This window comes from Bradyrhizobium sp. UFLA03-84 (assembly GCF_002289535.1).
In the GTDB taxonomy this organism is placed as follows: Bacteria; Pseudomonadota; Alphaproteobacteria; order Rhizobiales; family Xanthobacteraceae; genus Bradyrhizobium; species Bradyrhizobium viridifuturi.
Genome location: NZ_NSJY01000011.1, coordinates 41,225 through 53,666 on the forward strand (window position 1 = coordinate 41,225; position 12,442 = coordinate 53,666).

Genomic DNA, 12,442 nt, shown 5'->3' on the forward strand with positions numbered 1-12,442 from the left:
AAACGAGCGCACCGAGGCGAGTTCGTCCGTTATGGACGATACGAGCCTGCGGCGTGCTGATAGCGTGCCCGCTCGAGGACTCCTCGCGCATCAGCCGGCGAGCAATCCCAGGACGCCGGCGCTCGTAGTTAGCCAATATAGTTGAGGTTAACGGCGGCACGTTGTTGACGACGTTTCCCTGATCTTGAACCATTGGACGGGAACTGCACACACAGCCCATCGGAGACACGGCAAGTGTCCTTCCAACTGACCGTCCTGAAAGTGCTGGCCGGTCAGCCCACCGGGCGGGCCTCTGTTGCCGAAGTCCGACGCGCCGTGGAGATCCTGATGAACAGCGGCCGCGACTGGACCGATCGCATGAAGCGGTTGGCCGAACATGCTCCGGATCTGAATATCTTTTCGGCAAAGTTTGTCTTTCGCGATGCTCTCGGCTGGGAAATTACACAAGAGGGGCGGCAATTCCTGTCTGCACTCGAAAGGGCGGTCGCCGCTCGAAGAGAGCCGCTTCGATCGACCATCGATCCCTCATCCAGCGAAGTCCCTGTGCAAGCGGTCACCGATCCAACAAATTCACTTATTGCTCCCCGCAGTCGCCATCGGAGTTCGCGGCGACGCCGCAGGAAAGGTCGATCCAGTCGACGAACAGCATGAAGCAGGGTTGTCTTAACTTAACTGTCACCCGCACCGGGGGCGAGGCGCGCGGCGCTTAACTTGGCAAAAATGCCATCCGGATGGAGAAAGCCCTGCGCGTGATCTGTTGCTCAATAATGTCATGACAGATTTGGCTCCTGTCACTGTGCTGGACCTGGAGGCCTCAGAGGAGAGGAGCGGGGCATTGAAGGGCGATCTCCTCGCCGCTTTCTGAGCGGTTCACAGTGGTCGTTCCGCCGAACAGGACCTGCCCGTGCAAAGTCGCCTGGCGGAAAGGGCAAGGACACGCCGACCCTTGTTGCTAAATGAGGCGAACATCTTGCTTCCAAGGGCTGGGACTGGGGGAAATATCTTGCAGTGTAACCTCGGTCATATGCAGTCCCGCTTCTCAACTGGCATTATCAGGCAGACAATTTCTGGTAGGATGTCATGGACGACGAGTTTTGTAGAGAGAGGGCGCGGACCGTGCGGGAACTTGCCGAGCAAGCTGACCCGTTCATCAAGGTGCGCTTGTTGCAGCTGGCCGCCAATTACGAACGGCGCGTTGGTCAGCCAGAGAAATCAGCTCGAGATCACGCTGACCAGCCGGCACTAAGGTCACCCATTCTCCCGCCCTAAAATTGAGAGATGGCGCTACGAGTCATCGGGCCGGGATCTTTCTCGGTGGTGCGCTTGTGCCGATTCTCGCAGCTACCGCCAATCTCAAGGCGCCGGCGCGACAAGTCCGGCGGCTCGTCGTGGAGGCACTGGCCTCCGCCGCAGAATAGTGGGCCCGTGCTCAGGGCATTGCGGGCTGACCTCCTTGGTCGTTGTTCATGCCTCCCACAGGAAGGTGGTGTGGCGCTAGCAGAGGCGCCTCGGACCGGCTGAACCAAGTGATTTCGTCACTTACCAACCGTTTGCCCCCGTCCTTCTATAGCCCCACGTGGCCGGAGAACCGAGGCGCGGTATTTAGAAACCCCTTGTGGGATATAGCATAGCATAAAGTAATATATTATGAGGCAAGGAGGTGCGTATGGCCACGAGTTATACTGTCGGCAAGCACTACGAGAGCTTCATCAAGGATCTCGTCGACAGCGGTCGCTATGCAACCGCTAGCGAAGTGATGCGGGAGGGACTGCGCCTTGTTGAAGAACGCGAGGAGCGTCGCAAGGCGAAGCTTGAAGCATTGCGTGCTGCCATACAGGAAGGCCTTGAAAGCGGTCCGGCCGAGCCGTTTGAGCCCGGCGAACTGGTCGAACAAATTAAGGCCCGAGGACGTGAACGGCTGAGAGCCGGGAGGCATGGCGGGTAATCTCACCAGGCGGCCCCAGGCCGAGACCGACCTGGACGAGATTTGGCTTTTCATCGCATCAGACAATATCGCCGCTGCGGACCGCGTGCTCGATCGAATCGGCAACGTCCTTCAGATGCTTGGCGAGAATCCACTGGCGGGCCGACAGCGGCCCGAGTTGGGTATGAGCATTTGGAGCTTCCCGGTCGGCAACTACGTACTCTTTTACGAAGCCTTTCCCTAACGGCGTTGAGATGGTGCGACTGCTGCACGGTGCTCGCGATATCACGCCGGCGGATCTCGACTGAGAACTTGCTTTGTCAGCCGTCGCACAATCGCATTTACGATTTTACGATTACGAGTGCGGGCTGACGTTGTACAGTGGCTATGCTCGGCACGTGACCCTTAGCCACGAGGGATGCGATCCATGCCAAGACAGTCATGACCATGAATGGGGCGGTCGCTGCAAAAGTCTGGAACTCGAGGTTCACAACATGGAGGACGATCAACGGATCTCTTTTGTCCAATACCTGCACTAACGCACTTCTCTGCCCCTTCTATTCACTTGCTAGAACGCTAAGCTTGAGGATGTACGATCTGAAGCTGCGTGAGCTTCAGCCCCTTCAAGCCACCTATCATGGTTAGCTTACAGTCGCCGCAGCCTTGATTCAGTACAACGCTTACTTCCTTCTAGAGAGCATCACCTAATCGCCCGGTGATATTAGGGGCTATCTTGTCGCGATCGGCGCCATTGTGCTCGATCGCTAGAACACGACATACGGGCGATCACCCGCTAAGCCGCCGCGTATTCGACGGCTTACGGATGACCATGCCGATGGAAATATTGGCACCAGTGCAAGCTTGATCATGGCTGCCTCGCTCCGAGAAGCGCGAACTTCACGACTTACCGCCGGCTCGAAGCTTTTCTCACGTTCTCATGACCGACCCGTCCATTCACTGACGAAGCTTAACAGGCGCCTTATCGAAGGTGTGCAAGTAGTCGATGATGTCTGAGATCGTCTGATCGTCCTTCATTCCACCAAAAGCCATCTTATTGCCGGGAACCGTCGCCTTTGGATCGTGGATGTAGTCGGAGAGGTTGTGGTCGGTCCAGGTGATCCCAGAGTTCTTCATGGCCTCTGAATAGGGATAGCCCTCAACCGATCCCGCCTTACGTCCAATCAGCCCGTTGAGGGTTGGGCCGATGGCGTTCCTGGCGTTGTCACCCACCTGGTGGCAAGGCTTGCAGGTATTGAACTGCGATTGTCCGCGCGTCGCTATCTGAGCATTCGCCTGCCCAATTCCGGCGGAAACCAGCAGAGCAGCGAGAATCGTCACCTTCATCAACTTATCCTTTCTTCACCTGCCTGACATGAAGAAGGCTGGTGTCGCGCCCAAGCCTACATCCTGACGTAGCATTCGATTCAAGGCTATTTCAACGATATCAGTGGCCGTCTTCCAGTTTGCCCGAGCGAACGACATCTCTGCAGCCCGAACTGGTCTTGAGGGTGACGTAAGCGCCAAAAGCAGGAGAGAAGGCACGCTCCGGCAACCCCGATCAACTTCGATTGCCAGCTAACGGCACGCGATTGTCAACGAGCCTCGGCCTCGAACCCAGCAAATACTGACGCGCTTCAGCCTAGCGATCTCGGACAGCACGGCGAACCGAGGGCAGCTCGCAACAAATTTGATCCACGGCGATCGTAGGGAACGGGCGCGTCTAGCGACGACGATTTCGACACTGACCGAATCCAGACGATGGCGTCGCGCAATTCGCGTTTTGCAACATTGGCCATGGTTTCGGCATCGGTCAGCCAAGAGCACTGCGGTGTCCGGGCGTCATCGCCAGGTTCGCATTTCTTGGAAGCCTTGGGCAGCGTCGCGATAGTCGTCGCACGGATAAGGCGTAGCGAAACTGGCTTAGTGGCGATGGGGAGGACGCGCTATTTTCGGGCGGACGAGCCGCGATGACGATAGACAGGAACAATCTTGCAAGGTTCACTAATGAGCGAGACCTGCGTGTCCAACGAGCCCCAGCGCGTAGATTCGAACGATCGCGTTATCGCATCGCAGAGCTAGCTTCTCGTACACGCTCAGAAGACCAGCCACCATGTCATCAGACCCGGAGAAGCAAAGTCGCAGAGCCTCTATTTGCGATGGGCGCGGCGAACGACTTCTGTCGCAATCGCGACTGTAGCTTGGCGACATGCCGGCTCTCTCGACCACTTGCAGAAGCCGGTTATCAAATTCTCCAATCCCTGCTCAGTAAAACCCGAGAGACGAGCGGCACGATGATAGACCTCACCGGCAAGTGCGAGCGCGGCTTGGTCAATGGTCGCCTCCTCAGGCCAGTTGCTGAAACCGTTCACCAGATTGGCAATATCCTGCGGGGTGAAATCAGCGAGACGATCGGCGCGACGAAGGACCTCGCGAGCGAGTTCGACTGCCACTTGGCATAAGGTGGCTACTTCAGGCCACTTGCTGAACCCGTTTACCAGATTAGCCAGCGCCTGCTGAGTGTAGTCGGAGAACTGAGCGACATCAGAGCGAAGGACGACGTGCGCCAGTTCGACCGTCGCTTTGCGACAGGCTTGATCTTCCGGCCACTTGCTGAAGCCGTTTACCAGATTTACCAATCCTTGCTGGGTACAATCGGATAATTTGGCGGAGCGGCGAAGGACCTCCTCAGCGATCGCAATCGTCCCTCGGCGAGAAGCCACCTCGTTGGGCCATTTGCTCAAACCGTTGACCAGGTTCGAGAGGTCCTGCGGCCCTAAATTGGACAGCCAGCCGATGCGGCAGAGCACCTTGCTCGCAATTGCAACTACCGCTTCACGAAAGACTGCCTCTTCCGGCCACTTGCTGAAGCCGTTGACCAACTTGGCGAGCTCCTTCTGATTAAAATTGGAAGGCCATGCGTCGTGGTGAACGAGATCGCTCGCGATCGCGACCGTAGCTTTCCGAAGCTCGACCTCCTCGGGCCACTTGCTGAAGCCGTTCACCAGGTCTGTCAGTCCCTGTTGAGTAAATTGAGAGAGTCGCGGACGGCGAATGATTTCGCTCGCGATCGCAATTGTGGCATCGCGAACGGCCACTTCTTGCGGCCATTTGCTAAAACCATTCACCAGGTTCGCCAATGCCTGCTCAGTATAATGGGATAGCCGAGCCGCCATGATTTCATGGGCAAGTGCGACTGCGGCTTGGCGACAAGCTGCCTCGTTCCACCACTTGCTGAAACCGTTCACCAGATTGGTCAGTCCCTGCGGAGTATATTGAGAGCGTCTGGCGGCCCCAGCGTGAAGGACTTGACAGGCGAGTGCGACCCCGGCTTTCCGACAGGCCGCCTCTTCTGGCCACTTGCTAAAACTGTTCACCAAGCTCGCGAGGTCCTGCTGATTGAAATCGCCGAGCCCGGCGGCTCGACGATGGATCTCGTCCGCGATTACGATTGTGGCTTGCCGAGAGCCTTTGTCTTCCGACCACTTGCTGAAACCATTCACCAGGTTCGCCAAATGCTGCCGGGTGAATTCGGATATCTCGATGGAACCGTCGACAATCTCAGCTGCGATCACCCCTGTGGCTTCGCGCACGACCGCATCCTCCGCCCACTTGCTGAAACCGTTCACCAAGTTCGCGAGTCCCTGCGGAGCAAAATCCGAGAGCCGGCCAGGACGACCCGCTCGGCGAATGACTTCCTTCGCGATTACGACCGTAGCTCGCTGGCAGGCTGCTTGTTTCGGCCACTTGCTGAAGCCATTCACCAACGACGCCAGACTTTGACTGTTCAATTCCTGGAATCCGCTCTCGTGATCGCCACAAAATTCGGCCAATCGGATCGCTCCATTACAGCATTCGGTCACTCTGAAGTGCCGACTGAAGGATGATGCGAGAAGTGAAATGGCTCTGAATCCGATCTTCTTTATCAACGCATTATCAAGCCGTGACACGCGAGCAGCAATACGCTCGCAGGCTGTTACCCCAGCCTCACCCCCGCCCACCCGGCTTATCGCATTGCAGGTGGTCGCATAGTCCCAGGATTTCCCAGCGAGGATGTTTTCCTCGAAGCATTCGACAAATCTAAGCTGGAACTGCAAAGCTGCCTTTTGCAGGAACGCTGTTTGATCCGCCGGCCGAAGCTGCTTTGCGTGCTTGAGCACGGTGATTGAGAATTCACGTATTTGATGAGAACGGTCAATCTCAGTTATTGCCGCGTCAAGTGCCAACATCTGTCATTCCTGGGTTCCGCCGGAGGCGCCTAGCGTCTATGAGAGGGAGTTCCGGTTTTCACGTTCAGCAACAGTGCATGTACAATCCTATTCGGGACGAGCTGCTTCTATTTACGGCTCGAGCTGTTTGCGATTGCGAGGCCAATAAGACAATTGAGTCGCGGGTGCGGCTTCACGCATTCTCACGTTTACATCGTCCACAGATCTCTTGGCACGCGCACCTTAGTCGATGCTCATCACAGTTTACGCCATGGCGCTCACATTCTGCCTTGCCGATGTCATGACCCGCTGCGGCGAGCATGGCGCGTGCTCTTCGGAGCTTACGATCTGACGCTACGTGAGGTTCAAGCCATATGTTGGTTTACTGTTTTAGACCCGGTCCGCCATCTAACTGACATCCTCTCAGGATCGGCCTTCTTCGACCTGCTCGTTTGCGCGGTCGAAAACCGTAACGCTGCAGAATGAACGCTCGCTAAGGGATCTCGTCGATTAGATTTGACTCCACGACCCACTTTACCGGCCAAGACGGGGCGGCCTTGTCCTGCAGCTCGGCGCTCCACGATGTTGGAGACTAGGCAGCTTGGCAGAGCCAGTGTCTAGCTCGACGCAAAACGTCCAGCCGTCCTTCTGCCGATTGTAACTGGTTTGGCCGCTGTCAAGCATGCGGGGCGAGGACGATGTCGCCGAGATATTGAGGGGACCTTCGGGTTGCTGAAGCACGTGCGGTCGGCCATGTGCGCGCGAAACCCATCATTCGTCCACAGCGGTCCCAGCGCGGTGTCACCCTGGACTTCTTGCGGCGCGCTAAGCCAACCGACACGGATGTTGTAGACAAGCCCTATGTCGCAGAAGCCTTGCTTTGTCGGGATCGCGGCTTTGCCCGCCACCGGGACGTGAACCTGGTATACTCCTTCTCGGCGGATTCCACGCGTGCGCGTTTCTCAGCCCTCTTCGCGGGGATATTGTAGTCATAGGCCGATCCACGCTTGGCATGCCTGGTAGGTAGTCCAGCGCGCAGTTCGATGCTCCGGAACTTGCGCGCCAGCAGGGCCGGCCTCGTCCAGAGCTAGTCGGTGCTCTTGGTCAGCATATGCCATATGATCGCCAGCTTCCGCGCCGTCGCGACTGCCGCGATGTGCTTGCCGCGTCGTGAAGCCACACGCTGGAGAATGCACGCAGCGGTCCCGGCGAACGGGCTGCAGCCCATGCTGCTTCGACAAGCATTCCGTGAGCTTGGCCGCGGCCCTGCTTGGTGATCCTGCCAAGGTAGGCGGAGCCTCGCCAGACTGCCGTACGCTCGGGTTTAGCCCAGGTGGCTCACCAGCCTGGTCGGGTCGGCAACAGAGCGCCGATTTTGCTGCAGAACCACGTCGGCGCAACCAGCCCGCCAACGTGACCAAGGCGCAAAACTCTAGTTCTGGCTGGTCCAAACTTCGGTCTCGCTGCAGCAAAGTGCAAAACTCTAGTTTTGGGTGGTCCAAAGTTCGGTCTCGCTACACCTCCATGGGAGTGCGCTTCAGACGGCGTCGACAGCTTTCCGGAGCCCTGCCGATCCGAGCGCGTTCAAGATATCTCGCTGGCTACTGTCCAGCGGGGGCTTGGTGCCTGCCCGTGAAGCCACGCGCAGCGCCAAAATCTACTGGAAGGGCGGTAGCTGCCTCCTGATGGGAATCGTCTACGACGATACCGCCCTTGCGACTTGAAGGCGAGGAGGGAAGGCGCTATGTTAAACAAAATCGAGATTTGTTATACAAGGTCGACCAATGCCGAAAATCAGCACAAAGAAGCCCGCATCCCGCGGCAAGCGTTCCACACTCGGCCACAAGACCAAGATCGGTAAGCTCGGGGTTGGTGCGGCCTCGCGCGTTACCGCCGTCATGAGCGCGGCAGAGCATTCGGGGCTGCTCGGAGAGAAGAGGGCGCGGATCGCTGGGCGGACCAGCCGGAAGCTGATCCAGCGAGCGAAACAGCAGACCGGTATCGCCGCGGACACGGATCTCATCGAATTTGCGCTCGCGAGCCTCGCGCTCGACGACAATTTCAGCGAGACGTTCCGGAAGACGATGGGTTCGGTCGACCCCAACCTCAAGCTCGGCTTCTGACGTGGCGGAATTTGATTTCGCAGCGGCGCTTCGTTGGGCGCGGTTTGATCCTGGCGCGACACTGGCGAGGCGGGCCGATCACGAACTTCCGTTCCTTGGTGATAGGCCCGAGGCGGGTCAGGAGCTTCTGCTCGACACCTGCGTCTACATCGATGGACTTCAGGGGCGCGCACCAAGCATCGTCGCGGACCTATTGGACCTTCGGCACGCCAACCACTCGACTGTCGCCATCCAGGAGTTGATGCACACAGTCGGGGTGCTAGATCCCAAACATCCTGGGACGCGCGCGGCTATCGAGCAGATCGGCGCCTCAATCTCGAGCATGCCGTCTCACCGAATCTTTGCTCCGGATGTGGAGATTGTTGGCCGCGCCGCGCTCCTCTCGGGCATGCTTTGCCGGCTGCAGGGCTATCAGAAGGACGACAAGTTGCGTGCGCTTCAGGACAGCGTTCTATTCCTGCAAGCCCAAAAAGCCGGATTCACTGTTCTCACCGCCAATGTCGCGGATTTCGATTACCTGCTGCAACTGATACCCCTGGGTCGCGTGTTGTTCTATCGGAGGTGAGTTCGCGACTTTGCCGACCAGAAAGGCACACGTAACCTTTCAGTTCTTGGATGCGGGCTTGATTAATCGCGCGAAGGGACCGCTTCATCGGCAAACAACCTCGACGCATCGAACCTGACGGCTGTTTCCTCAATACGAGAGAGGGCCCGCCCGAGTTTACCAGCACGGGCGCCGGATGGACGCGCACACGAGCAAAACGCGAAGACAGCTGTTCTGCCGTGCCCTCACGGCACGTGATCTTGTGCCAAGCATGCGCTGGCGGACCGATCGCAAGCTTCGTGACCGAAATCGGTCGGTGTTTGCTATCACGCCGTAGCAGTTTTGGAGATCGTCCGTTCCCCGACCACTTCTTCGGCGGCCGCGGTCCGGTTCTGAGCGCCCATACCGGGGTTTCTGGCAAGATGCCGGCCACATAGCTCAGGCCCAGTTCGGTATACTCCCACGCAGAGCGGTATCGGGCCGTAGCCGGCGTCCATCAGGACCACGCCGCGCGGCAAGCCCACGCACAGGCCCAGCGCACATGATCGAGTGCAATTGCCGGCTTCGTCTTGAAGGTGATGTCCTTGGGAACTCCGGTTTTGCGCCGACGTACGGTCCGTCGCCCATTCCCTTGGTAGATAGAGTCGATAGGCCACCGGCAAGCCGCATGATGGTTCGCGAGCGAAGCGTCACGGCAACCTGTCAATTGTCTTGCTTGCCCAACTGACCGCAATTGCCGTGCAACGCCGACCGAATGCCGCCCCTTCTTACCAAAGCCCGTATCATCGATGATCCAAGCTTCGATCTCTCCGTGACATTCGATGCCCGGTAGCGCTAACTCACGGATCTTGCCCAACGCTTGCTGATCCGACCAGTCGCCTTGACCGACAAGATGTAACAAGGCCTGATGTTGTGCCGCTGTCCGCTCAGGAGTAAGCGCTAAGCCAGAACCCTTGCTTCGGGATCTGGATAGCCGTGCGAAGAAGCCTCCGGGTTGGACGGAGGTTTGACGTCCATTTAGACGGCTCATCGGCGGGGTCGGTGAGCCGGCTGGAGATCCTTGAAGGGCCGTCAGGACGTCGTGTGCGTTCGGAAGCTGAGAGAGCTCGGATCGCTGCCGAGAGTCTGTTACCCGGTGCTCAGGTGTTCGAGGTGGCGCGCAAGCACGGAGCGACGCGCCGGCAGATCTACGATTGGCGACGGCGGATTTGACGGCGAGGTATGTTGCCGCCGTGGGAGGCGTCCCCGCCGACATTTGCGCCGCTGGTCGTAGACCATGCGTTGGAGGAGCGTCAGGCTCCGGCGATCAAGCTTGAGATCGCGATCGGTGATGTCGTGCTGCGGACGGATACGGCCATAGATGCTGACCGGCTATCCCGGGTGATCCGTGCAGTGCGAGCGTCACGATGATCGCGGCCGGTTCTGATCTGAAGATTTACGTTGCCACGCGGCCGATTGACTTCCGCTGTGGACACGATGGGCTTGCGACGAAGGTGCAGGAGATGCTTGATCTCGACCCGTTCAGCGGCGCAGCCTTCGTGTTCCGCTCGAAGCGAGCGGACCTGATCAAGATTTTGGTCTGGGATCGAACGAGCCTGGTGTTGGTGCACAAGCGCCTCGAAGGTTGCAAGTTTGTTTGGCCAACGATCGCGGACGGTGTGATGCGCATGTCGCCGGCGATGTTTGCGGCCTTGTTCGAAGGGCTGGATTGGAGATTGGTCCGCCCGGAAGAAGCACGGCGCCCGCAGACGGCGGGATAACTGCGGCAGAATGACTCGGCAGCTATTTTGAACGTGGCACACGCGGCGGCGATGTGCTCGAAATAGCGCATGAGCATCGCGGCGCTGCGCGACGAAAACGAACACCTTAAGGCGCTATTGGCGCAAACGCAGGTGGCCTTGAGCGAGCATCAGGGGGCACTGGCGGCGCCGGAAGAAGCCCGACGCCGGCTGGAGGTCATTCTCGGCGAATTACGACGCGACAGGTTCGGCGCGAAATCCGAGAAGCTGCGACCAGATCAGTATCATTTGCCGCTCGAAGACGTGGAGATCGCGCAAGGCATCCTGGATGCCGCGCAGGAGAGAGCCGAGGTGGTGATCCAGGGCCGGTCACGGAACGCGACGGATCAAAGCTCTCATCGCAATTGCGGCTGCTTGCCTGCCCATTTGCCGCGGGTGGAGCGGGTCATCGAGCCTGCGAGCACGCTCTGCCCGTGCGGTTGCGGCGCCATGACGAAGATCGGCGAAGACGTCAGCAAACGCCTCGACGTGATCCCGGCGCAATGGCGGGAGTTGGTCACGCGCCGCCCGAAATACATCTGTCGCCGCTGCGCGGGCCCCGTCGTGCAGGCGCACGCACCGGAGCAAGTCGTGCCCGGCGGGCTGCCGACCGAAGCGGCCGTCGCGCACGTGATCGTCTCCAACCATACGCCTTTTTACCGTCAGGCCCAGATCTATGCGCGCCAGGGCATCCGGCTTGATCGGGCGACACTGGGCAACTGGTCGGGCCGCGCCTGCTTCCATCTTCAGCCCATTGCGGAACACATGCGCCATCACCTGGCCATGGCGGATCGGCTGTTCATGGACGAGACCAAGGCGCCGGTACTCGATCCGGGCGCGGCCAAACGAAGAAAGGCTACTTCCGGGCGATCGCCTCAGACGACCGCGGCCACAGCGGTCCAAGTCCGCCGATCGTGCTGTTCCGATATGCCCCCGGTCGCAGCGGTGCCTTTGCTGAGCAGTTCCTGAACGGCTTTGGCGGACGCTACCTGCAATGCGACGCCTATGACGGGTATGATCGGTTGAACGAAGTCGTTCGACCGCAAGGGCCATGGACGCTCGTGCATTGCTGGAGCATTTGCGCCGGCGCTTCGTCAAATTGGTACGCAACAGCAAGTCGCCGATTGCCGAAGCCGCCGTTCGGCACATCGCGCAGCTTTATGCCATCGAAGCCATGGTGCGCGGTGTATCGCCGGACATCCGGCTCGCCGCGCGAAAGGAGCATTCGTTGGCTCTCGTCGCCGCTTTGAAAATGTGGTTCGAGAACCAGCTGTCGATGATCTCCAGCGGCTCGACACTTGCCGAAGACATCCGCTATGCGCTGAATCACTGGCAGGGGCTGACCCGCTTCCTCGAAGACGGGCGCCTCGAGCTCGACACCAACCCGGTCGAAAACGCCATCCGGCCAGTTTGCCTGACCAGGAAAAATGCGCTCTTCGCCGGTCGTGAAATGGGGGCAGAAAACTAGGCCTTGCTCGCGTCGATCGTCGCCACCTGCAAGCTCAACGACGTCAACCCGGCTGCCTACATCGCCGAAACATTCGAGGCGATCATCGACGGCCATCCTCATAGCAGGATCGAAGATCCTCATGCCGCGGCGATTCCGCGAATCGTCAAGCCAGCCCCAATAAGGGTCCCGGCTAAGCGCTTACGATCTAGTTCAGCGCCGGCCAGGACATCCCGTCGCCACCAGATGAACCTGGAAGGCGCGGATATCCTCCTGGACAAGGCGGTCGGGAGAGCGACCGAAATACCGGCTCAACTTCGCTGCGGCGTTGAGGTAGGATTGCTGTGTCGCCGGTGACAGATTGCGGACCGTCAAGTCCTCGATCATGCGGCGGCGAAGTGGGCTGATCTCAGCCATCGGA

9 protein-coding genes and 3 pseudogenes are annotated in these 12,442 nt (G+C 58.9%); 8 read left to right on the top strand and 4 right to left on the bottom strand.

Annotated elements, in window-relative coordinates; all coding sequences use genetic code 11:
• Positions 1-234 precede the first annotated feature (234 nt).
• The 3 genes from CK489_RS40685 to CK489_RS12560 all read left to right on the top strand — a co-directional run bounded on the left by CK489_RS40685 (position 235) and on the right by CK489_RS12560 (position 2,168).
• On the top strand, positions 235-651 hold the full coding sequence (locus tag CK489_RS40685; RefSeq protein WP_143278131.1) for a hypothetical protein: 417 nt from the start codon (positions 235-237) through the stop codon (positions 649-651).
• Between the two features lie 1,015 nt (positions 652-1,666).
• A complete protein-coding gene (locus CK489_RS12555; RefSeq protein WP_094193724.1) occupies positions 1,667-1,945 on the top strand; it encodes a type II toxin-antitoxin system ParD family antitoxin in 279 nt (92 codons plus the stop codon).
• A complete protein-coding gene (locus CK489_RS12560) occupies positions 1,935-2,168 on the top strand; it encodes a type II toxin-antitoxin system RelE/ParE family toxin (protein WP_095732547.1) in 234 nt (77 codons plus the stop codon). Before CK489_RS12555 ends, CK489_RS12560 begins: the two co-directional genes overlap by 11 nt.
• 710 nt (positions 2,169-2,878) lie before the next feature.
• On the opposite strand, the gene CK489_RS12570 is transcribed toward CK489_RS12560, so the two are convergent.
• The gene (locus CK489_RS12570) at positions 2,879-3,268 is read right to left on the bottom strand and encodes a c-type cytochrome (protein WP_050626597.1); all 390 of its coding nucleotides are present in this window, start codon (positions 3,266-3,268) and stop codon (positions 2,879-2,881) included.
• Between the two features lie 803 nt (positions 3,269-4,071).
• On the bottom strand, positions 4,072-6,150 hold the full coding sequence (locus CK489_RS12575) for a hypothetical protein (protein WP_095732549.1): 2,079 nt from the start codon (positions 6,148-6,150) through the stop codon (positions 4,072-4,074).
• A gap of 1,763 nt (positions 6,151-7,913) precedes the next feature.
• Here CK489_RS12575 and CK489_RS12585 point away from each other — a divergent pair.
• Positions 7,914-8,252: a hypothetical protein gene (locus CK489_RS12585; RefSeq protein ID WP_244485968.1), complete on the top strand. Its 339-nt coding sequence runs from the start codon at positions 7,914-7,916 to the stop codon at positions 8,250-8,252.
• A gap of 1 nt (position 8,253) precedes the next feature.
• Complete coding sequence (locus CK489_RS12590; RefSeq protein ID WP_050399871.1) at positions 8,254-8,817, top strand: type II toxin-antitoxin system VapC family toxin; 564 nt, start codon at positions 8,254-8,256, stop codon at positions 8,815-8,817.
• On the opposite strand, the pseudogene CK489_RS42875 reads toward CK489_RS12590, so the two are convergent.
• Positions 8,741-9,826: pseudogene (locus CK489_RS42875) on the bottom strand (transposase). The gene CK489_RS12590 and the pseudogene CK489_RS42875 sit on opposite strands and share 77 nt — an antisense overlap.
• 53 nt (positions 9,827-9,879) lie before the next feature.
• Between CK489_RS42875 and CK489_RS42600 the strand changes: the two are divergent.
• The 3 genes and pseudogenes from CK489_RS42600 to tnpC form a co-directional block, all read left to right on the top strand.
• Positions 9,880-10,008 (top strand): transposase, encoded by a 129-nt coding sequence (locus tag CK489_RS42600; RefSeq protein WP_283807268.1) that lies wholly within the window; start codon positions 9,880-9,882, stop codon positions 10,006-10,008.
• A 194-nt stretch (positions 10,009-10,202) separates the two neighbouring features.
• The gene (gene tnpB / locus CK489_RS12610) at positions 10,203-10,556 is read left to right on the top strand and encodes an IS66 family insertion sequence element accessory protein TnpB (RefSeq protein ID WP_050399869.1); all 354 of its coding nucleotides are present in this window, start codon (positions 10,203-10,205) and stop codon (positions 10,554-10,556) included.
• Between the two features lie 69 nt (positions 10,557-10,625).
• A pseudogene (gene tnpC / locus CK489_RS12615) lies at positions 10,626-12,159 on the top strand (IS66 family transposase); the annotation flags it as partial.
• Positions 12,160-12,232: 73 nt separating this feature from the next.
• Here tnpC and CK489_RS12620 read toward each other — a convergent pair.
• Positions 12,233-12,438, bottom strand: a pseudogene (locus CK489_RS12620) (phage integrase N-terminal SAM-like domain-containing protein); the annotation flags it as partial.
• Positions 12,439-12,442 lie beyond the last annotated feature (4 nt).